Here is a 20,612-nt window from a genome sequence, read left to right on the forward strand (position 1 = left end):
TCGAGCGGATCGGTGGTGCGGTCGATGTCGATTCGGTGGTGGGTCAGGGCACGACGTGGCGGCTGACGATTCCGTTGACCCTGGCGATCATTCAGGCGTTGACGATCGAGTGTGGTGATGAGCGGTACGTGATCCCGCAGGTCGCCGTGCATGAGCTGGTGTATCTGGACGGGCAGTCGGGCCGGGTCGTCGAACACGCCATGGACGCCCCCGTGTACCGGCTGCGCGGCAAGCTCCTCCCGCTCGTCTACCTCGACGACACCCTCGGGCTGCACCGCGACGGCGAACACGACAAGGACGTCTACGTCGCCGTGCTGCAGGCGGAGGGCAAACGGTTCGGGCTGGTCGTCGACCGGGTCCTCAACACCGAGGAGGTCGTGGTCAAAGCCGCTCACCTCACGGTTCAAGGACATCGGCACCTACGCCGGCGCGACCCTCCTCGGCGACGGCCGGGTCGCCCTCATCCTCGACGTCGCGTCCCTCGCCCGGCGCGCCCACCTCGCCGCCGGCGCGGAACGGGCCGACGGCGACACCACCGTCCGCCGCGGCGGCGGCAACGGCGACCGGCTCCTCATCGCCGGCGTCGGCGACCGCCGCGTCGCCATCCCGCTGGACATGGTCACCCGGCTGGAGGAGTTCCCGGTCGAGCGGATCGAACGCACGGGCAGCCGCGAGGTGGTGCAGTACCGCGACCAGATCCTGCCGGTGCTGCGCCTGTCCCACCTGCTCGGCGCGTACGAGACCGAATCCGGGCCGACGGTCCCGGTCGTGGTCTACACCGAGAACGGCAGGTCCATGGCCCTGGCGGTGGAGAAGATCCTCGACATCGTCGAAGAGGGCCTGGACGACTCCCGCCGCGACTTCGGCGACGACGGGCTGCTCGGCTCGGCCGTCATCCAGCAGCGGGTCACCGAACTGCTCGACGTGCGCCGCGCCATCCTCGCCGCCGACCCCCTCTTCCACACCAAGATCGACGACAGCGTCGACCCGTACGACCCGTATCAGTCGGACTCCAACGCCGACTACACCTACCAGCACGCCGGAGCCTGATCATGGCCAGCCGCCAGTACGCCACCTTCGAGGTCGCCGACCAGCTCTTCGGGCTCGACGTCGCCAAGGTGCAGGAGGTCCTCTCCTTCGACCAGTACACGCCCGTGCCGCTCGCCCCGGAATCCGTCGGTGGGCTGTTCAACCTCCGCGGCCAGGTGATCGCCGCCGTCGACCTGCGGGTGCAGCTCGGCCTGCCACCGCGCACCAAGAGCGCCGAACCGGCCATGAACGTGATCGTGAAGACCGACGAGGAGTCCGTCTCCCTGTTGGTCGACCGGATCGGCGAGGTCGTCACGCTCCAGGACGACACGTTCGAGCCGCCGCCGGACACCCTGCACGGGCCGAGCCGGCACCTGATCACCGGCGCGTTCAAGCTCGACGGCCGGCTGCTGCTCGCCCTCGACACCACCAAGGCCGTCAACACCAGCCAGCCCGGCACCAACCGCGAGGAATAGGTCCCCATGAACTGGTTCACCAACCGCGGGGTCCGTGCGAAGGTGCTCAGCGCCGTCGCCGTGGCCGGCATCGCCATGGTCGCGATGACCTTCGGTGCGCTGAAAGGGCTGAGTGACGCCAACGACACCACCCGCAAGGTCACGGCGAAGAGCGCGCAGTTCGCCGCCCTCTCCGACATCCGCGACGGCATCACCGACACGCTCAGCGCGCTCTCCGACGACAAGCGCGTCGCCGCCGACAAGAGCGTCATGGCGGCGATCGAGCGGTACCGTGCCGGCGCCGCAGCCGCCCGCGCCACCAGGGCCGAGGCCGCCGCGACGGCGATGAAGGCGTACCAGACCGTGCGGGACGCCGAGATGATCCCCGCCGCGAACGCCGGCCGGGTCGACCTGTACGTGCAGATCGCCGCGGCCAAGGGCACCCCGCAGATCGTCAAGGCGCAGGAGATCGTCGACGAGCTGCAGGCGTCGGAGTTCGCCGAGGCCGAGCAGTGGCGCGCCGAAGCGCAGGACAACTACGAGTCCAGCCGGATGATGATGATCGGCGCGGCCGTGCTCGGGCTGCTCGCCGCGTTCGGCGTCGGTCTGTGGGTGACCGGGCTGGTCGTGCGGCCGCTGCGCCGGGTCGCCGAGGTGCTCGGCGCCGTCGCCGCCGGCGATCTCAGCAACCGCGTCGAGGTCAGCTCCAACGACGAGGTCGGCGTCATGGCCGACGCGCTCAACAAGGCCACCGAGAGCATGCGGACCACCGTGCAGACGATGGACCACACCGCCTCGTCCCTCGCCGCGTCCGCCGGTGAGCTCACCGGCGTGAGCGCGCAGATCGCCAGCGGCACCGGCGAGGCCAGCGACCAGGCCAACCTCGTCGCCGCCGCGGCCGAACAGGTCTCCCGCAACGTGCAGACCGTCGCGGCCGGCGCCGACGAGATGGGGCTGTCGATCCGCGAGATCGCGCAGAACGCCAGCGAGGCGGCGAAGGTCGCGTCGCAGGCGGTGATGGCGGCCGAGTCGACCAACCAGGCGGTCGCCCGGCTCGGCGAGTCCTCCACGGAGATCGGCAACGTCGTCAAGGTCATCACCTCGATCGCGGAGCAGACCAACCTGCTCGCGTTGAACGCCACGATCGAGGCGGCCCGCGCGGGCGAGGCGGGCAAGGGCTTCGCCGTCGTCGCCAACGAGGTCAAGGACCTGGCCCAGGAGACCGCGCGGGCCACCGAGGACATCTCCCGGCGGGTCGAGGCGATCCAGGCGGACACCACCGGAGCGGTCGCCGCGATCGGTGAGATCAGCCAGATCATCTCGCGGATCAACGACTACCAGCTCACCATCGCCTCCGCCGTCGAGGAGCAGACGGCCACGACCAACGAGATGAACCGCAGCGTCAGCGAGGCCGCGACCGGCTCCGTCGAGATCGCCACCAACGTCTCCACGGTCGCCGCCGCCACCCAGAACACGTCACTCAACGTAGCCGAGGCGCAACGCGCGGCTTCGGATCTGTCCCGCATGTCGAGCGAGATGCGCGCACTCGTCGCACGGTTCAAGATCTGACCCGGCCGGGCGGGGTACGCTCCCAGTGCCCCGCCCGCGACCCTTTTGGCTGACAGACCGGGGTGCAGCTGCGTTGCAGACTAGTTGCCATGTACAGCCTGGTTAGCGCCCCCGTTCTCGGCTTCGACCTCTCCCGCCTGCAGGGCGGATCGGCCGCCGCCGATGTGCTGCTCCGCGGACTCTCGCTCACTCAGAGTGACCTTGATGCGGTTGCGTCGGCCCGCGCCGACGACGACTGGGACCGGGTCGACCTGTGGCGCGACGTCGACGCCGCCGCTCAGGAGCGCCGCGCGGTGAACGCCGACGCCGGTGCGCTCGCCGTGGTCGAGCGCGCCCCGCTCGGCACCCTCGACGGGCTGCTGCACTGCCTGCGCTACGACATCCTCGACTGGACCTGGGGCAACCGCCCGGCGCAGGCCACGATGCCGACCCCACAGGTGCGCGCCCCGCGGCAGCGCCAGAGCGAGGTCGCGAGCAAGGCCACCGGCGTGCTGTCCGACGCCGCCGCGGCCGCCTACCTGCGGGAGCTGCTGAGCGACGAGTCGCGGCGCCGGCTGAGCGCCCCCTACGCCGCCGCGCTGCGCGCCCTGCCCGAGCGCGAGCACGACCTCGGCCCGCAGGCCGACGACCTGCACCAGCTGCTGCGCCGGGTCGGCTCGCTGTCCCCGGCCGAGATGCGCCAGCTCAACAAGGTCACCGACACCTCCCGCCCGGGCCTGACCGACTGGGCGCCGGCCGTGCACTCCGCGTCCTGGGCCGTCTTCCTCTCCGGCCGGGTCCGCGCCGGTGCCGCCGCGCAGCTGCTGCTGGTGCAGGCCCTGGACCGCTCCGGGGTGCCGGTCAGCGACCGGGCCGGCGGAGTGTGGAACCTGCTCAGCGGCGCGGTCCAGGCCCTCATGGTGCGCGACCTGCTGGACTCCACGACGTCGCGCCGGCTGCTGGACCCGTACTTCACCGCGATGGGGCCGCTCGCCCCTTGAGCCCAAACATCGCCCCTGTCCGGAATGCTCCGGGCAGGGGCGGTTCTTTTGGAATTTCCCTCATCGTCCCCGGAGCACCGCCGATTAGCCCGCTGGAACGTGATGGGCCTCGCTTGTTCGCCTGAGGCCCCCGGTGCTGGAGGCAAGGGCGCGTGATCTCGGTTCTGGTGGTGGACGACTCAGTCGTCGTCCGGCGTCTGATCACCGACGCGCTCAGCGACGACGCGGAGATCCGCGTGGTCGGCACCGCCCCGAACGGGAAGGTGGCGCTCACGAAGATCGAGCAGCTCCGCCCGGACCTGGTGACCCTGGACATCGAGATGCCGATCATGGACGGTCTCGAGACCCTGCGCGCGATCCGCGCCCTGTACGTCCGGCTCCCGGTCATCATGTTCAGCACGCTCACCGCGGCCGGTGCGACGGCGACCCTCGACGCGCTGTCGGCGGGGGCCAGCGACTACGTCACCAAGCCGGCCAACGTCGGCAGCGTCGCGGAGAGCATCCGGTCGGTCCGCGAGCAGATCATCCCGCGGATCCACGCCCTGTGCGGTGGCCGCCGGTCCGCGCTCACGGCGCCGACGCGGCCGCCGATCGGCATCGGACCCAACATCGGGCCCAACACCCGGACGTTCGGCACCAGCCACGCCGTCGCGCCGCCCCTTGCCCGCCCCGGTGGCAACCCGCTGCCGGGGTCGGTCCGCCCACCGGTGACCGCGCCGCCCACGACCGCGCCGGCCCGCACGTCGCCGCGCGGCGACCGGGTCGAGGTCGTCACCATCGGCTGCTCGACCGGCGGGCCGGACGCGCTGACCACCGTCGTGCGGGCCCTGCCGGCGAACCTGCCGGTGCCGGTGGTCGTGGTGCAGCACATGCCGCCCGTCTTCACCAAGATGTTCGCCGACCGGCTCGACCGGACCGCGGCGCTGACCGTCGTCGAGGCGACCGGCGACATGACCGTGCGGCCCGGCACCGTGTACATCGCGCCCGGCGACTTCCACCTGGAGGTGCACCGTCGCGGGACCGAGGTGGTCACGAAGCTCAACACCGGTCCGCCGGAGAACTTCTGCCGGCCGGCCGTCGATGTGCTGTTCCGTTCGGTGGCGAAGACCTACGGCGGCGCCACGCTCGCGATCATCCTCACCGGGATGGGCCAGGACGGGAAACGCGGCGCCGAGCAGCTGCGCGGTGCCGGCGCGGAGATCGTCGCGCAGGACGAGGCGACCTCGGTCGTCTGGGGCATGCCGGGCGCGGTGGCGACGGCCGGCCTCGCGCACGCCGTCCTACCGCTGGGCGAGATCGCCCACCATCTCATCAGCCGTACCGCCGGTGGTCGGGGTGCGAAGTCCATGGAGGTGACCCGATGACATTGACTGCCCAGGAGTTCGCCTTCATCAGCGGCCTCGTTCGACGCGATGCGGCAATCGTGCTCGAGGCGGGCAAGGAGTACCTGGTGGAGGCGAGGCTGCTGCCGCTGGCCCGGCAGTCCGGCCTGCCGAGCGTGTCGGAGTTCGTCGCCCGGGCCCAGCAGCGCCCCGAGCCGGAGGTCCACCGCAAGATCGTGGACGCGCTCACCACCAACGAGACGTCGTTCTTCCGCGACGGTGAGCCGTTCAAGCAACTCGTCGACACGGTGCTGCCGGACCTGCTGGTCCGCCGGGCGACCACCCGCTCGATCAAGGTCTGGTCGGCGGCGAGCTCCAGCGGGCAGGAGCCGTACACGATCGCGATGGTGCTGCACGACAACCTGCCGCCCGGCTGGTCCTTCGACATCATCGGCACCGACATCTCCACCGAGATGCTCACCCGGGCCGAGGCGGGCCAGTACACCCAGCTGGAGGTCAACCGGGGACTTCCGGCGCCCCTGCTGGTGAAGCACTTCGAGCGCAGCGGCGCGCACTGGCAGGTCGCCCAGGGCCTGCGCAAACATGTCTCGTTCCGCCGGCTCAACCTGGCCGCGCCGTTCCCCTCGATGGGGCCGTTCGACATCGTGTTCATCCGTAATGTGCTGATCTACTTCGATGTGCAGACGAAGCGGACGGTGCTGCAACGGGTCGCCGGCACGCTACGGCCCGACGGCTGGCTCTTCCTGGGGTCGGCCGAGACCACGATCGGCATCGACGACAGATTCGAACGGGTGGTCGCCGGCCGGACGTCCGCCTACAAGCTGCGGACCGCACCGAAGACCGCCGCTTCCGTGAGCGCAGTAGGAAAGGGGTGACGCCAGATGCTCACCATGGTGATCGACGATTCGCGCGCGATGCGCCTCATTTTGAAGCGGATCGTGGCACAGCTCGGCTTCGACGTGGTCGAGGCGGGCAACGGCCAAGAGGCGATGGACTACCTCACGGCCAACGTTCTCGACGGTGACGGCGAGATCCCCGGCCTGGCGCTGGTCGACTGGAACATGCCCGAGATGAACGGGCTGGAGTTCGTGACCGCGGTCCGTGCCGAGCCCCGCCTGCGCGGGATGACGTTGATGATGGTCACGACGGAGAGCGAGCAGAGCCAGATCGTGCGGGCCCTCGCGTCGGGGGCGCACGAGTACGTGATCAAGCCGTTCACGCCGGACGCGATCATCGACAAGTTGGCACTGCTTGGCCTCGTCCCGAACGGAGTCGCAGCATGACGACGAACCCGACCGAGGATGACCTCAAGGTCATCGCCGAGCAGGTCTGGTCCTCCTACCTCGACCTCGACGGCTCCAGTCCACTGGTGCCGGTCCCCGCGGAGAAACACCAGGCCGACGTCACGGCCTCGGTCTCCGTCACCGGCGCCTGGCGTGGGCACGTCCTGGTCAGCTGCTCCGACGCGGCGTCGAAGAACGTCGCCGCGGCGCTGCTGGGCATCGAATTCGACGACGTGGCCGAGGAAGACGTCGCCGACGCCCTGGGTGAGCTGGCGAACATCATCGGCGGCAACGTGAAGAGCCTGCTGCCGGAGCCCAGCGCACTGTCACTGCCGCACGTGCACGTCGAGGGGACGCAGGGTCGCTACCCGCATGTCACCGAGGTGTGCCACCTCGACGGCACCTGGATGGACGAGTCGGTCACCGTGACCGTTCTGGAGAGCACCACCGATCTTGCTGGAGCAAGCGCATGAAGATTCTGATCGCCGACGACAGCCGGGTCATGCGGCAGATCGTGACCCGTACCCTTCGGCAGGCCGGCTATGAAGGACACGATCTGGTCGAGGCGTGCGACGGGCAGGAGGCCTTCGACAAGGCCGTCGCGGAGAAGCCGGATCTGGTGCTGTCGGACTGGAACATGCCGCACATGACCGGCGTCGAGGTCCTGCGGATGCTGCGGGCCAACGGCGACCAGGTGCCGTTCGGCTTCGTGACGTCCGAGGGCACGCCGGAGATGCGGCAGGCAGCGGAGGACGCGGGCGCGCTGTTCCTGGTCACCAAGCCGTTTACAGCGGACACATTCAAGGACGCACTCGACCCAATTTTGGGATGATTTGAGCCATGTCGCATGTTCTGCCCGTTCCTAAGGCTGTCAAGGACCTCTTTGACGACCTTCTCGGCCGGCCGGTCACGGTCAACCCGGCCGAACCGCTCCGGTCCGCTGACGTCCCCAAGACCCTGGTCGCCCTCTACACCGACGAACGGTCGCAGCTGCTGGCCGTGATCGGGATGGACTTCGCGCTCACCGCCTTCGCCGGTGCCGCGATCGGTCTGATCCCGCCGGGTGGCGCGGAGGCGTGCATCGAGGACAACGAGATCTCCAAGATGATCGGTGAGAACGCCATCGAGGTGTGCAACATCCTCGCCGGCCTGCTCAACAAGGAGGGCGTCCCGCGCCTGAAGCTGTACCAGACGTTCCTGCCCGGGGAGAGCGCGCCGACCGACGCGGTGAACTGGCTCCTCGCGCTCGGACGGCGGCTCGACCTCAAGGTCGACGTCTCCGGTTACGGCGCCGGGAAGATCTCGATCGCACTCGCCGGTTGATCGTTGCGGCTGCGACCTTTTGTACCGGTTTTCCGGCGGTCGCAGCCGCATGATCAGGGTCGGGGCGGTTGGGTGGGCGACATCGTGCAAAAAATTGCGTAGCCATGCACTACGCTTGCGGACATGACTCGACGACTCGCTGAGGTGGCGAAGTACGCCGGCGTGAGCGAGGCGACCGTGAGTCGGGTGCTCAACGGCAAGCCCGGCATCTCAGACGCTACCCGCACCGCTGTGCTCACCGCGCTCGACGTCCTGGGCTATGAGCGCCCGACGAAACTGCGCGGCGAGCGTGCCCGCCTCGTGGGCCTCGTGCTGCCGGAACTGCAGAACCCGATCTTCCCGGCCTTCGCCGAGGTGGTCGCCGGCGCGCTGTCCAAGCGCGGCTTCACGCCGGTGCTGTGCACCCGCACCGCGGACGGTGTCTCGGAGGCCGACTACGTCGAGATGCTGCTGGACCAGCACGTGTCCGGCATCATCTTCTGTGGCGGGCTCTATCACCAGGCCGCCGCAGAGCACGAGCACTACCACCGCCTGCATGAGCGCGGCCTGCCCGCGGTGCTGGTCAACGCCGCGATCGACGACCTGGGCTTCCCGCGGGTGTCGGTCGACGACGGCCACGCGGTGGACCAGGCCTTCAACCATCTGGTCTCGCTCGGACACAAGCGCATCGGGCTGATCCTCGGCCCGGCGGACCACGCCCCGTCCAACCGCAAGCTGACCGCCTTCGAGGCGGCCGCACGGTTCAACGACACCGTCAACGACGAGGACGTCGAGCGCGTCATCTTCTCGATGGAGGGCGGCCGGGCCGGCGCCACGCGGCTCATCAAGCACGGCGTCACCGGCATCATCTGCGCCAGCGACGTCCAGGCGCTCGGCGCGATCCGGGCGGCGCGGCGGCTGGGCCGTGAGGTCCCCGACGACATCTCCGTGGTCGGGTTCGACGACTCCCTCTTCATGAACTGCACCGACCCGCCGCTGACCACGGTCCGCCAGCCCATCCAGGCGATGGGGCAGGCCGCGGTGACCCTCCTCGTCAGCCAGGTGGCCGGCACGCTCGTGCCGACCGAGGAGATGCTCTTCGAGCCGGAGCTGGTCGTGCGGGGCTCCACGGGCGCCCTGAAGGTCGCCGCGCCCAAGCCGTCGAAGGCGGCCTCGGCCGCGTAAGTTCCGCAACTGCGCGCAGCGCCACGACTCCTGCATGGAGTCGTGGCGCTCTTTCGTTGTGCCCGCAACTGTCTTCCCGTCGCGGATCGCGACCTTACCTGCGCGTGCTGTCAAGGGTGATCCCGCCGTGCTGCACGATTTCGGGCGCTTTCGTGCAAGTCACCGGCGCATGGGAGCGGGTCCATGCAAGGAACTGCTTGTGGATCATTAAAATTTTGCAACGGCCCATGGACTTCTTGTGGTGAGTGAGCCTAATCTCTTGCCTACGCCAGGCCGAAACGCTGACGCGATACGACGGAAACCGATCAGCAATGCACCTGAAAGCACGAGTGCATACCCGGCAGCCGACCCCATGCTGCGCAACCGTGCGGAGCGGTCCAGGTAGGACGCCCCGAGCCGCACCGCACGACCCCGAACTATCGGCCCAGTCCGTGATGGGCCGGATGACTCCACACCCCAAACAAGGAGCGACGATGAAGTACTCCCGTACCAGGATGGCGATCGCCATCGCCGGTGCGCTGGCGCTCACCAGCACGCTCGTCGCGTGCGGCGACGACAAGAAGGAACCTGCCGCCGACGCCAACGCCGCCGTCACGCTGAACGTCGTGGGTCTGCTTCCGGGCGCGAAGCCCGAGGCCCAGAAGGCGCTCGCGGACGAGGTCGCGGACTTCCAGAAGGAAAACCCGAAGATCACCGTCAAGACCAAGGACTACGAGTGGAAGGCCACCACGTTCGCGGCCGACCTCGCGGGTGGCACGCTGCCGACGGTCTTCGAGATCCCCTTCACCGACGCGAAGACGCTGATCGCCAACGGGCAGATCGCGGACATGCAGTCGTCGCTGAGCACGCTGTCGTACGCGGGCAACTTCAACAAGAACCTGCTGCAGTACGGCCAGGGCCCGGACGGTCACACCTACGCCATCCCCGCGAAGAGCGTCTACGCGATCGGCCTGCACTACAACCGTGACCTGTTCACCTCGGCCGGGCTCGACCCCAACAAGCCGCCGACGACGTGGGACGAGGTCCGCACCGCCGCCAAGGCGATCGCGACCAAGAACCCCGGCGTGGCCGGCTTCGCCCAGATGGCGAAGGACGCGACCGGTGGCTGGCAGCTGACGGTCGACACCTACGCCCGCGGCGGTCGCCTCGAGGACGGCAAGAAGGCCACCCTCACCAACGACGCGACCAAGGCCTCGCTGCAGTTCCTGAAGGACATGCGCTGGACCGACAACTCCATGGGCGCCAACTTCGACTACGACTGGACCGGCATCAACCAGGCCTTCGCCGCCGGCAAGGTCGGCATGTACACCTCGGGCCAGGACGTCTACACGAGCCTCGTGCAGACCAACAACATCAACCCGAAGCAGTACGGCCTCACGATGATCCCGCTCACGGGCAGCGACGCCGGCGTCCTCGGCGGCGGCACCATGGCGGCCGTGGCCAAGACGGCCACCGCGAACGAGAAGGCCGCGGCGGTCAAGTGGATCGACTACCACTACCTGCGCAAGTACACCAACCAGGACGCCGCGAAGAAGAACGCTGAGATCCAGGTCGCCAGCAAGCAGCCCGTCGGCACCCCCGAGCTGCCGATCTTCTCGCAGCAGCAGTACCAGACCTACCAGGACTGGATCAAGTCCTACGTCAACGTGCCGCTGGACCAGATGACCTCCTTCACCACGAAGGTCTTCGACGCCAAGCTCGTCAACGAGCCGGCCATCGCGACCCAGGACGTCTACAAGTCGCTCGACACGGTGGTCCAGGCGGTCCTGACCGATAAGAACGCCGACATCGACAAGCTCCTCACCGACGCCAACGCGAAGGCGCAGCGCGCCATCGACTCGGCCGGCTGATCCTCACCACCACCCAAGTGATCCGCAAGGTGTGGGCCGCGGGAGACCGCGGCCCACACCTGGGGCTCTGCCCCGCAACCAGGACTGGCAATGAGGACGAGGAGTGATGTGCCGTGAGTGCTCCGGGCGCCCTGCGGCCTACGGGCAACCACCAGCCGGCAACGGATAGGCGCCCCAAACGGCGCAGCCTGGCCACCTGGGTCCAGCGCGGCGGGCTGAGCTCGGTCCTGTTCGCCCTGCCGGTCCTGATCATCTTCGGGGTCTTCTCGTGGTGGCCGATCGTGCGGTCGATCATCATGAGCTTCCAGAAGACCAACCTCATCGGGACACCGACGTGGGTGGGCTGGAAGAACTTCGAGTTCGTGCTCACCGACCCCGACCTGCCCAAGGCGATCCTCAACACGCTGTACTTCGCCCTGCTGGCCCTGGTGTTCGGATACCCGCTCCCGCTCGTGACCGCGGTGCTCATCAGCTCGGTCCGGCGCCGCAAGGGTCTGTTCTCGGTGCTCGCCTACCTGCCGGTGGTGGTGCCGCCCGTCGTCGCCGTCCTGCTGTGGAAGTTCTTCTACGACGGGGCCCCGGGCGGCGTGTTCAACACGATCCTCGGGTACGTCGGACTCGGCCCGTACGCCTGGCTCTCCGACCAGGATCTGGCCATGCCCTCCCTCGTCCTCGAAGCGACCTGGGCCGCGGCCGGCGGCACCGTGATCATCTACCTGGCCGCCCTGCTGAGCGTCCCCGACGAGCTGTACGACGCCGCCGAGGTCGACGGCGCGGGCATCTGGCGCCGGGTCTGGCACGTGAGCATGCCGCAACTGCGCGGCGTCCTGCTCATCACGTTCATCCTGCAGATCATCGGTACGGTCCAGGTGTTCCTGGAGCCCTACCTGTTCACCGGCGGCGGTCCCGCGGGCGCCACGCTGACGATCCTGCTGATGATCTACGACTACGCGTTCGGCCGGTCCCTCGGCGGGAACTACGGCGCGGCGACGGCCCTGTCGGTCCTGCTCGCCACGTTCCTGGCGATCCTGTCGCTGGTGTACTTCAAGCTGACGTCCGGCTGGAGCAAGTCGTGACCGGCCAACACCACGCCCGGGAGGGGAAGAGCACGATGACCGTCACCAATCCCACCGGCAAGCGGGACGCCGGTCTCGCCGCCGCCGGCGCGTGGGGACAGACGCCCGGCGGGGCCGGTCCGGCCGGCTCGCCCAAGGCCGTCCGGCTGCGCAAGCGCCGCAAGTCCGACTTCGAGGGCGGCCGCGGCTACGTGTCCGAGAAGGACTGGCGCACCCCCAGAGTCCGCTTCACCATGAAGACCCTGCACACGGTGCTGCTGGCGCTGCTGCTCGTGGTCGGCGTCGGGCCCATGCTGCTGCTCGCCAAGTTCGCGATCACCCCGACGCAGGACATCATCCGCACGCCGCTGGCGATCTTCCCGCACGGCGTCGCCCTGTCGAACATCTCCATCGCGTGGAACGAAGTCCAGATCAGGCTGTACTTCATGAACACGATCTGGCTCGCGGTCGGGTCCTGGTTCGTGCAGATGGTCGTCGCGACCACGGGCGGCTACGTGCTGTCGGTCCTGCGGCCGGCCTGGGGCAAAATCGTCAACGGTCTCGTCATCGCGACCCTGTTCGTGCCGAGCGTCGTGCTCCTCGTGCCGCTGTACCTCACGATCCTCAACCCGCCGGTCGTCGGCACCTCGCTCATCAACAACTTCCTCGCCGTCTGGCTGCCGTCCGGCGCGAGCGCCTTCAACGTCGTGCTCATGACCCGGTTCTTCGACGGGCTGCCGCGCGAGGTGTTCGAGGCGGCCAAGGTCGACGGCGCCAGCTCCTTCCGGTTGTTCTGGTCGGTGGTCCTGCCGATGTCGAAGCCGATCCTCGGCGTCGTGTCGGTGTTCGCGCTGATCGCGAGCTGGAAGGACTTCCTCTGGCCGATGCTGGTGCTCAAGGATCCGACCAAGCAGCCGTTGTCGGTGCGCCTGCCCGCGATCGCGTCACAGACCGACCTCGGTGTGTTCCTCGCGGCCCTCGCGATTTCGACGCTCATCCCGGTCATCTTCTTCATCGCCTTCCAGCGGCTGTTCCTCTCCGGCGCAGGATTGGGAGGAGCCGTGAAGGGCTGAGCCCACCACCCTTCGCAGCACCCCACGCCCCCGACAGTCGCGTACAGGCAATCCGAGTGTGAGAAAGCAGGTTCCACGTGGCCGACCAACACCACCAAGCTTGGTGGCGCAGCGCCGCTATCTACCAGGTCTATCTGCGGAGTTTCGCCGACGGCAACGGCGACGGCATCGGCGACCTGGCGGGCCTGCGTTCCAAGCTGCCGTACCTGGCCGGCCTGGGCGTCGACGCGATCTGGATCGTGCCGTGGTATCCGTCCCCGCTCGCCGACGGCGGCTACGACGTCGCCGACTTCCGCGCCATCGACCCGATCTTCGGCACCCTCGCGGAAGCCGAGAAGCTGATCGAGGAGGCGCACGCCGCCGGCATCCGCGTCATCTGCGACATCGTGCCCAACCACTGCTCCGACCAGCACGCCTGGTTCCAGAAGGCCCTGGCGTCGGCGCCCGGCTCACCCGAACGCGACCTCTTCTGGTTCCGCAAGGGCCGCGGCGCCGACGGCGAACAGCCGCCGACCGACCTGCAGTCCATCTTCGGCGGCCCCGCCTGGACCCGCGTCCCCGACGGCGAGTGGTACCTGCACCTCTTCGCCTCCGAGCAGCCCGACTTCAACTGGGACCACCCGGCCGTCCGCGACGAGTTCGAGGACATCGTGCGGTTCTGGCTCGACCGGGGCATCGACGGCATCCGCATCGACTCCGCCGCCGTGCTCATCAAGGACCCGCTGGTCAGTGACGTCTACGAGGACAACGAGGGCATCCACGACGTCTACCAGAGCTGGCGGCGCATCTCCGACACGTACAGCCCGCCGCGCGCCCTCATCGGCGAGGTGTGGCTGCCCGACCACGAGGCCTTCGCCCGCTACCTGGCGCCGAACGAGCTGCACACCGCCTTCAACTTCGCGTTCCTCAACGCGCCGTGGGAGGCCGCCCGGCTGCGCTACGAGATCGACATGACCCTCGAGGTGCACGCACCGGTCGCCGCGCCGGCCACCTGGGTCCTGTCGAACCACGACGTGACCCGCGAGGTCACCCGCTTCGGCCGCGAGTCCACCAACTTCTCCTTCGCCGAGAAGCGCCGCGACGTGCCGTCCGACCTCGCCCTCGGCACCCGCCGGGCGCGCGCCGCCGCGCTGCTCATCATGTCGCTGCCCGGCGCGGTCTACCTGTACCAGGGCGAGGAACTGGGCCTGGAAGAGGTCGAGGACCTCGACGATGCGCTGCGCGAGGACCCGATGTTCCACCGCTCCGGCGGCACCAACCCCGGCCGGGACGGCTGCCGGGTGCCGTTGCCCTGGTCCGGTGACGCCGCCCCGTTCGGCTTCAGCCCGGCCGACGCCGCCGGCCAGCCGTGGCTGCCGCAGCCCGCCACCTGGGCCGGCAAGACCGTCACGGCGCAGGAGGGCGTCCCGGGCTCGTTCCTGGAGCTGTACCGCGACGCCCTGCGCGTCCGCCGTGCCGAGCCGTCCCTCGGCGACGGCCCGATGCGCTGGCTCGACTCCGCGCCGGACGTGCTGGCCTTCGCCCGCGACGACACCTTCGCCAACGTCACCAACCTCGGCACCGCACCGACCCCGCTGCCGCCGCACCGCGAGGTGCTCGTCAGCAGCGTGCCGCTCAACGACGACGGCACGCTTCCCGCGGACGCCTCAGCCTGGCTGCGGCTGTCCTGACGCACCACAGCACCCCGCATACGCCGCCTGGAACCTGGCGCTGGGCCCCGGCCGCCACCGAGCCCAGCGCCAGCCGGCCAGGGCGGCGCCCCTGATCGCCGGGCGGTCGCACAAGTTGGCGGGTGCGACCGCCCGGTCTGCTGTTTCTTCCGCGGCGGGCTGTTTCTTCCGCTGCGGCCTTCGGCCGGAAGAGCAGTGGGGGATTCTCACCCCACACCCCCAATGCTCGCTGCGCTCGCACGACCTGCGCCCTGGCGGGCGCGGTCGACTCAGACGCATGCGCGTGGGCACCCGAAAGACCGGGGGTTCAGGTTTCGGATCGCTCAGGTCTTTCGTCCAACTCGCCTGCATTGCGCGAGACGCGGAGGCAGGCCCAACCTCCTACGGGGGGCCGCTGTCGGCCGCAGGCCTGCGCTTCGCGCGGCCGGCTCGCACGCTCCGCGCTGACTTTCGAGGCTGTTGAGGTTGACACCTGCCTCTGGTGCGGGTGTCCCGTGGCGTCGGACGGCCGGTCTGTGACCTCGATCTGTGCGGGGTGTCGTGCGGCGGCCTGCGGTCGGTGCCGGCCTCGCTGGTGATCGGGTTTGTGAATGGGCTGTTTCCCATACTTAACTGTTAACGGGGGTTGGGGTCCTAGGGTTAACTGTTAAGCCTTCAGGGGATCTTCCGGTGGTTCGGGTGCCGCCATAACGTCATTGACAAGGAAAACGAACTTCCTTGTGGAGGCGGCACATGCGTTCCACCCTTACCGTCGCGGCGACATCCCAGCCGTTCAGATGGTGACGCCGGTAATGTCCGGGAACAGAGGCGGGGCGCTGGCCACACCGGCGCCCCGTTGTTCTCAACTGCCCAAGACCATCTGAGCAGCCAACTCAGTCCCAGTCCCATCGGAACCCGTATCGACCCGGGCCGTAGTCAAGCGCGATCGCGTGGACCGAATTGCCCACGTCGACCTCGTAAGGGGTCACTTGTTCGGTCTGGCCGTCCATCTGCTGGAACTGATAGACGGCCCGTGGTAGCGCGGCCGGATCGAAACACACCTCGAGCACGTATTCACGCACCGGAAGCCGGAACTTGCGCTCATAATTGGTCGCTGTCGGAAACGGCGGATAATTATGCAGCGCATGTTCGGTGATGACCGTCTCGCCCTTGGCGAGGGGGCGGTCGAAGAGCAGTTCCGCCAGGAGGAACGCGCTCTCGACGTGCTCGACCACCCGGCCCAGGCGGCAGTTGCGGACCGCGGTCACCAGTGGGAGCGGGTGCTCCAGCTCGTCGAGGCGCACGATCACCACGTAGCGGTCGGGGCCGTCGGCCTCGGCGCGTAACACCTGGCGGACGAGGAACGACATCTCGCCGCGCTCCGGGCCCACATTCACCCGGTCGTGCTGGCTGAGCCGGGTCAGCCGCTCGTCCCAGCGGGTGTCGACGCCCTGCGCCAGGTCGGTGATGAGGTCCTGCTCGGACCAGAACGCCCCCAGCGCGGGCGCCTCCTGGCTCTTGTGCAGGTGCCGGCCCCGCGGCCGCGGAGGCCCCACGAGCGCGGCCAGGGACCCCGGATCGACCTCGAGGATCTTCTCGAGCTCGGCGAGGGCAGCCAGGGACTCACGCCGCTCCGGGCGGCTCCGTCCGGTCTGCCAGTAACTCAACGTGGCGAGACTCACCGAGAAACCCTCGGCGCGAAGCCGCTCCTGGATGCGTTCCAGTCCCAGGCCCCGTGCCTGGATGGCGTCACGTAGCGCGCCGGCGAAGTCGACCATCAGCCCCCCGGGAGCCATCCTCGCGGTCGGGGCGGGGCGCACGCAAGCGCGCGTTTGCGTAATTGCCGATTCGGTAACCCCGAGCACATGGGCGAGCGCTGGTACACCGAGAGTGTCATCTACTGCCTGGACGTCGAGACGTTCCAGGACTCCAACGGGGATGGCATCGGCGACTTTCAAGGTCTCATCAGCCGCCTCGACTATCTGACCAGGCTCGGGATCAACTGCCTGTGGCTGCATCCGATCCATCCGACACCCGGCCGGGACGACGGGTACGACGCCACGGACTTCTACAACGTCGATCCGAGACTGGGCACGCTGGGCGACTTCGCCGAGTTGCTGCACGAGGCGGCGAACCGCGGTATCAAGGTCATCATCGACCTGGTGGTGAATCACACGTCGGACGAGCACCCGTGGTTCCAGTCGGCGGTCGCGTCGAAGGACTCGCCCTACCGGGACTGGTTCGTCTGGGCCGACAAGGAACCCGCCGACCGCTTCCAGGGGATGGTGTTCCCCGGTGAGCAGGCCGAGACGTGGACCTACCACCGCCGGGCCCGCGCCTGGTACTACCACCGCTTCTACGACTTCCAGCCGGACCTGAACTTCGCCAACCCGCTGGTCCGCGCCGAGATCAAGAAGATCCTCGCGTTCTGGATCCAGCTCGGCGTCGCCGGGTTCCGGATGGACGCGGTGCCGTTCATCATCGAGCTGACCGAGCCGGGGCGCAGCGAGGCCCCGATGGACTTCGACTACCTCACCGAGCTGCGCCAGCACATCCAGTGGCGGCGTGGTGACGCGGTCCTGCTCGCCGAGGCCAACGTGGAGCCGGAGAAGCTGCCGGAGTACTTCGGCGACGCGGGCGGGTCGGCGAACCGCATCCACATGCTGTTCGACTTCATGCTCAACGGCCGCCTGGTCCTCGCACTCGCCCGGCAGAACCCGGAGCCGGTCATCGAGTGGCTGAAGACCACCCCGAAGCTGCCGGCGGGCGGCCAGTGGGCCACGTTCCTGCGCAACCACGACGAAATCGACCTGTCGCGGCTCACCGCCGAGCAGCGCGAGGACGTGTTCGAGCAGTTCGGCCCCGACGAGGACATGCGGCTGTACGACCGCGGCATCCGCCGCCGCCTCGGCCCCATGCTCGGTGGTGACCGCAGCCGCCTGGAGCTGGCCTACTCGCTGCAGTTCACGCTGCGGGGCACCCCGGTGCTGCGCTACGGCGAGGAGATCGGCATGGGGGAGGACCTGACCCAGGCCGGCCGGTACGCCATCCGGACGCCGATGCAGTGGTCCTATGCGACCAACGGCGGGTTCAGCGACGCCGAGCCGATCCGGCCCGTGATCAGCAAGGGCGAGTGGGGCTTCGAACAGGTCAACGTCACCGCGCAGCGGCACGACCCGGCGTCGCTGCTCGCGTGGTTCGAGCGGATGATCCGCACCCTGCGGGAGAGCCCGGAGGTCGGCAACGGCACCTGCGCCTGCGTGGACCAGCCGCTGCCGCCGGGGGTGCTGGTGCACCGCGCCGACGGCCCGACCGGCTCGATGCTGTTCCTGCACAACCTCGGCACCGACGACGTGACGGTCGATCTGGGCAACCTGGCCGGGGACACCGACCATCCGAACGAGGTCTTCGCGAATCAGGAGTACGACGAGGTCGGCGACTTCACCGCGCTGCGCCTGTCCGGGTATGGGTACCGCTGGATCCGCCTGCGTCGCGGCGCCGCTTAGGACGGCGCTCAGGGCGTCGGGAAGGACCCGGGGAGCACCGGGCGGCCGAAGTGCCAGCCCTGGCCGAGGTCGCAGCCGAGGGCGGCGAGGCGGGCCGCCTGGTCGGCCGTCTCGATCCCCTCGGCGGTGACGGTCATCTGCAGGGTGTGCGCGAGCCGGATCACCGTCTCCACGATCTGCTCGTCGACGTGGTCGCTGGCCAGCGAGCGGATGCCGGCCATGAAGGCGCCGGCCAGCTTCAGCCCGTGCACCGGCAGGTGGCGCAGGTAGGCGAGGTTGGAGTAGCCGATGCCGAAGTCGTCGATGACGATGCGCACGCCGAGGTCGGCGATGGTGCGCAGGGTCTGGATCGGCTGGCCGGTGGACTGCATGAGCACCGTCTCGGTCAGCTCCAGCTGCAGGTTGGCCGGGTCGAGGCCGGTGTCGGCGAGGGCGTGCCGCACGTCGTCGAGCAGCCGCGGGTCGGTGCACTGGCGCGGTGAGACGTTGACGCTGATGAGCAGCGGCGTGTCCGGGTGGGCGCGCTGCCAGTCGGCGGCGACCCGGCACGACTCGCGCAGCACCCAGCGGCCCAGCGGGTGGATCATGCCGGACTGCTCGGCGACGGGGATGAACGTGTTGGGCGAGACCGTGCCGAGGTCCGGGTGCCGCCACCGCAGCAGCGCCTCCGCGCCGCGCAGGCGGTTGTCGGCGAGGGCCACAAGAGGCTGGTAGACCAGCTCGAACTCGCCGCGGTCCAGGGCGCCCGCGAGCCGGCCGGTCAGCCCGTAGCGCAGCACCTGCTGGGCGTTGCGCTCGACGTCGAAGAGCGCATAGCGCGCCCGGCCCTCCTCCTTGGCCAGGTAGAGGGTGGCGTCGGCGGCGCGCAGCAGTTCTTCGGGCGCGGCGCCGCGGCAGGGCTGCTCGACGATGCCGATGCTCGCCGACACCGACAGCTCGTGACCGTCCAGCCGCACCGGCTTGCTGAGCTCGGCGAGCATCGCCTCGGCCAGCTCGGTCAGCTGACCGGGCCCCTTGCTGTCGCGCACGACCACGACGAACTCGTCGCCGCCGACCCTGGCCACGAAGTGCCCGGCGCCGTTGACGCAGGCCCGCAGCCGGTCGGCGAGGGCGACCAGGAGCCGGTCGCCGGAGCCGTGCCCGAGGGTGTCGTTGATGGTCTTGAACTCGTCGAGGTCGAGGAAGCAGACCCCGATCCGGGCGCGGTTGCCGGCCGCGTCGAGGGTGTCGACGAGGTGCCGGTGCAGCAGGACCCGGTTGGGCAGCCCGGTCAGCGGGTCGTGGTGGGCCTGGTGGTGCAGCTCCAGCTGGAGGCTGTGCTCGGCGTCGGTGAGCGCCCTGGCCCAGGCGCGGCGGATGCGCTCCTGGTCGTCGAGGATGCGCTGCCGCCCGGCGCGGGTGAAGCCGGCCGCGACGGCACCGAGGATCACGCCGATGCGGTCCTCGTCGGGCAGCTCGCCCGCGGCGGCGGGCAGCCCCGCGAGCACCGCGATCGTGCGCTGCAGCGCATCGGGGCTGGACAGGCCGACCTCGACGAGCGCGGACCCGACGGCGGCCGCTGGGGCGGGCTCGAAGGGCTTGGAGCGCAGCACCTCGGCGAGCAGCCGGACGAACTGGTCGAACCGGCTGCGCAGCGCCTCGGCGCCGAGGTCGAGATAGCTGGTCTGGCGCACGGCGGCGACCCACCGGTGCGCGAGTTCGGACAGCGCAGGCTCGATGAGCGCATCGTCCCGGCCGTCTTCGGCGGTCACCGCATCACCCCTGGCGCGAAGATTACCGTGCCGGGAGGCATTGAAGAATCGACGCTCAGTGCCGTGATCCAGCCGTTTCGGTGAGGCCCGCGACGAAGCGCGTCAGGAGCTGGGCGAACGTGGCCAGGTCCGCGGGGGACCAGTCGCCGGTCGCGGCGGCGAACCTGGCCCGGCGGGCCGCGTGGACCCGCTCGGACAGCGCCAGGCCGTCCTCGGTGAGGACCAGCAGCGACCGCCGCCCGTCGCCCTGATCCGCCTCCCGCCGCAGCCAGCCGGCCTCGACGGCGGCGGCGACGAGCTTGCTGGCACGGGGCTGCGCCACGTCCAGCGCGGCCGCCACCGACATCACCGTGGCCCCGCCGCCGGCAGGAGCCGCGGAAGCGCCCTCGACGGCAGCGGAAGCGCCCTCGACGGCGTCGACGACGTCGAAGACGGCCGGATCGACCCCGCCGGTCGGTCCGCTGCGGGCGAGCGCGCGGCGGGTCTGGCTGCGCCGGATCGCGACCATCGCGGCCTCGACCGCACCAAGTGCATCATGCATAATCTTTGTTATCTACATTCCTTCGACATGTACAGGGGGAC

19 protein-coding genes and 1 pseudogene are annotated in these 20,612 nt (G+C 69.4%); 17 read left to right on the forward strand and 3 right to left on the reverse strand.

Annotated features, from left to right (window positions below; all coding sequences use genetic code 11):
- Positions 1-146: 146 nt before the first annotated feature.
- From ACFPIJ_RS26590 to ACFPIJ_RS26665, 16 genes and pseudogenes are all read left to right on the forward strand, one after another.
- Positions 147-341: pseudogene (locus ACFPIJ_RS26590) on the forward strand (chemotaxis protein CheW); the annotation flags it as partial.
- 274 nt (positions 342-615) lie between these two features.
- A complete protein-coding gene (locus ACFPIJ_RS26595) occupies positions 616-1,050 on the forward strand; it encodes a chemotaxis protein CheW (RefSeq protein WP_380118404.1) in 435 nt (144 codons plus the stop codon).
- Between the two features lie 2 nt (positions 1,051-1,052).
- Positions 1,053-1,505: a chemotaxis protein CheW gene (locus tag ACFPIJ_RS26600; RefSeq protein ID WP_203854754.1), complete on the forward strand. Its 453-nt coding sequence runs from the start codon at positions 1,053-1,055 to the stop codon at positions 1,503-1,505.
- Between the two features lie 6 nt (positions 1,506-1,511).
- Positions 1,512-3,053 (forward strand): methyl-accepting chemotaxis protein, encoded by a 1,542-nt coding sequence (locus ACFPIJ_RS26605; protein ID WP_380118407.1) that lies wholly within the window; start codon positions 1,512-1,514, stop codon positions 3,051-3,053.
- Positions 3,054-3,142: 89 nt separating this feature from the next.
- Positions 3,143-4,033 carry a hypothetical protein gene (locus ACFPIJ_RS26610; RefSeq protein ID WP_380118409.1) on the forward strand — a complete coding sequence of 297 codons (891 nt, stop codon included), beginning with the start codon at positions 3,143-3,145 and terminating at the stop codon, positions 4,031-4,033.
- 152 nt (positions 4,034-4,185) lie between these two features.
- On the forward strand, positions 4,186-5,397 hold the full coding sequence (locus ACFPIJ_RS26615) for a protein-glutamate methylesterase/protein-glutamine glutaminase (RefSeq protein WP_380118411.1): 1,212 nt from the start codon (positions 4,186-4,188) through the stop codon (positions 5,395-5,397).
- On the forward strand, positions 5,394-6,251 hold the full coding sequence (locus ACFPIJ_RS26620; RefSeq protein ID WP_380118414.1) for a CheR family methyltransferase: 858 nt from the start codon (positions 5,394-5,396) through the stop codon (positions 6,249-6,251). The genes ACFPIJ_RS26615 and ACFPIJ_RS26620 overlap by 4 nt, the downstream gene beginning before the upstream one ends.
- A 6-nt stretch (positions 6,252-6,257) precedes the next feature.
- Positions 6,258-6,659 (forward strand): response regulator, encoded by a 402-nt coding sequence (locus tag ACFPIJ_RS26625; RefSeq protein WP_327008657.1) that lies wholly within the window; start codon positions 6,258-6,260, stop codon positions 6,657-6,659.
- Positions 6,656-7,132 carry a chemotaxis protein CheX gene (locus ACFPIJ_RS26630; RefSeq protein ID WP_203854748.1) on the forward strand — a complete coding sequence of 159 codons (477 nt, stop codon included), beginning with the start codon at positions 6,656-6,658 and terminating at the stop codon, positions 7,130-7,132. Before ACFPIJ_RS26625 ends, ACFPIJ_RS26630 begins: the two co-directional genes overlap by 4 nt.
- Positions 7,129-7,491: a response regulator gene (locus ACFPIJ_RS26635; protein WP_203854747.1), complete on the forward strand. Its 363-nt coding sequence runs from the start codon at positions 7,129-7,131 to the stop codon at positions 7,489-7,491. Before ACFPIJ_RS26630 ends, ACFPIJ_RS26635 begins: the two co-directional genes overlap by 4 nt.
- A gap of 8 nt (positions 7,492-7,499) precedes the next feature.
- Entirely contained in the window at positions 7,500-7,982 is a 483-nt protein-coding gene (locus ACFPIJ_RS26640; RefSeq protein WP_203854746.1) for a hypothetical protein, read from the forward strand.
- Between the two features lie 123 nt (positions 7,983-8,105).
- Entirely contained in the window at positions 8,106-9,146 is a 1,041-nt protein-coding gene (locus ACFPIJ_RS26645) for a LacI family DNA-binding transcriptional regulator (protein ID WP_380118417.1), read from the forward strand.
- A gap of 473 nt (positions 9,147-9,619) precedes the next feature.
- On the forward strand, positions 9,620-10,996 hold the full coding sequence (locus tag ACFPIJ_RS26650; protein ID WP_380118419.1) for an extracellular solute-binding protein: 1,377 nt from the start codon (positions 9,620-9,622) through the stop codon (positions 10,994-10,996).
- A gap of 113 nt (positions 10,997-11,109) precedes the next feature.
- Positions 11,110-12,072 (forward strand): carbohydrate ABC transporter permease, encoded by a 963-nt coding sequence (locus ACFPIJ_RS26655; RefSeq protein WP_380118421.1) that lies wholly within the window; start codon positions 11,110-11,112, stop codon positions 12,070-12,072.
- Entirely contained in the window at positions 12,069-13,124 is a 1,056-nt protein-coding gene (locus ACFPIJ_RS26660) for a carbohydrate ABC transporter permease (protein ID WP_380118423.1), read from the forward strand. The genes ACFPIJ_RS26655 and ACFPIJ_RS26660 overlap by 4 nt, the downstream gene beginning before the upstream one ends.
- 77 nt (positions 13,125-13,201) lie before the next feature.
- Entirely contained in the window at positions 13,202-14,794 is a 1,593-nt protein-coding gene (locus ACFPIJ_RS26665; RefSeq protein ID WP_380118426.1) for a glycoside hydrolase family 13 protein, read from the forward strand.
- Positions 14,795-15,666: 872 nt separating this feature from the next.
- On the opposite strand, the gene ACFPIJ_RS26670 is transcribed toward ACFPIJ_RS26665, so the two are convergent.
- A complete protein-coding gene (locus ACFPIJ_RS26670; RefSeq protein ID WP_380118429.1) occupies positions 15,667-16,551 on the reverse strand; it encodes a helix-turn-helix domain-containing protein in 885 nt (294 codons plus the stop codon).
- 87 nt (positions 16,552-16,638) lie between these two features.
- On the opposite strand from ACFPIJ_RS26670, the gene ACFPIJ_RS26675 reads away from it, so the two are divergent.
- Positions 16,639-18,279, forward strand: coding sequence for an alpha-amylase family protein (locus ACFPIJ_RS26675; protein ID WP_380118432.1), 1,641 nt, complete (start codon positions 16,639-16,641; stop codon positions 18,277-18,279).
- 8 nt (positions 18,280-18,287) lie between these two features.
- On the opposite strand, the gene ACFPIJ_RS26680 is transcribed toward ACFPIJ_RS26675, so the two are convergent.
- Complete coding sequence (locus ACFPIJ_RS26680; RefSeq protein WP_380118435.1) at positions 18,288-20,030, reverse strand: putative bifunctional diguanylate cyclase/phosphodiesterase; 1,743 nt, start codon at positions 20,028-20,030, stop codon at positions 18,288-18,290.
- A gap of 55 nt (positions 20,031-20,085) precedes the next feature.
- Positions 20,086-20,571 (reverse strand): MarR family winged helix-turn-helix transcriptional regulator, encoded by a 486-nt coding sequence (locus ACFPIJ_RS26685; RefSeq protein WP_380118437.1) that lies wholly within the window; start codon positions 20,569-20,571, stop codon positions 20,086-20,088.
- Positions 20,572-20,612 lie beyond the last annotated feature (41 nt).

The organism is Dactylosporangium cerinum (genome assembly GCF_042653625.1).
In the GTDB taxonomy this organism is placed as follows: Bacteria; Actinomycetota; Actinomycetes; order Mycobacteriales; family Micromonosporaceae; genus Dactylosporangium; species Dactylosporangium cerinum.

Coding starts and splice junctions, on each gene's coding strand:
- ACFPIJ_RS26595 (WP_380118404.1), top strand. CDS start 616: ATGGTCACCCGGCTGGAGGAGTTCCCGGTCGAGCGGATCGAACGCACG.
- ACFPIJ_RS26675 (WP_380118432.1), top strand. CDS start 16,639: ATGGGCGAGCGCTGGTACACCGAGAGTGTCATCTACTGCCTGGACGTC.
- ACFPIJ_RS26605 (WP_380118407.1), top strand. CDS start 1,512: ATGAACTGGTTCACCAACCGCGGGGTCCGTGCGAAGGTGCTCAGCGCC.
- ACFPIJ_RS26635 (WP_203854747.1), top strand. CDS start 7,129: ATGAAGATTCTGATCGCCGACGACAGCCGGGTCATGCGGCAGATCGTG.
- ACFPIJ_RS26645 (WP_380118417.1), top strand. CDS start 8,106: ATGACTCGACGACTCGCTGAGGTGGCGAAGTACGCCGGCGTGAGCGAG.
- ACFPIJ_RS26640 (WP_203854746.1), top strand. CDS start 7,500: ATGTCGCATGTTCTGCCCGTTCCTAAGGCTGTCAAGGACCTCTTTGAC.
- ACFPIJ_RS26670 (WP_380118429.1), bottom strand. CDS start 16,551: ATGGTCGACTTCGCCGGCGCGCTACGTGACGCCATCCAGGCACGGGGC.
- ACFPIJ_RS26610 (WP_380118409.1), top strand. CDS start 3,143: ATGTACAGCCTGGTTAGCGCCCCCGTTCTCGGCTTCGACCTCTCCCGC.
- ACFPIJ_RS26600 (WP_203854754.1), top strand. CDS start 1,053: ATGGCCAGCCGCCAGTACGCCACCTTCGAGGTCGCCGACCAGCTCTTC.
- ACFPIJ_RS26685 (WP_380118437.1), bottom strand. CDS start 20,571: ATGCATGATGCACTTGGTGCGGTCGAGGCCGCGATGGTCGCGATCCGG.
- ACFPIJ_RS26625 (WP_327008657.1), top strand. CDS start 6,258: ATGCTCACCATGGTGATCGACGATTCGCGCGCGATGCGCCTCATTTTG.
- ACFPIJ_RS26650 (WP_380118419.1), top strand. CDS start 9,620: ATGAAGTACTCCCGTACCAGGATGGCGATCGCCATCGCCGGTGCGCTG.
- ACFPIJ_RS26630 (WP_203854748.1), top strand. CDS start 6,656: ATGACGACGAACCCGACCGAGGATGACCTCAAGGTCATCGCCGAGCAG.
- ACFPIJ_RS26620 (WP_380118414.1), top strand. CDS start 5,394: ATGACATTGACTGCCCAGGAGTTCGCCTTCATCAGCGGCCTCGTTCGA.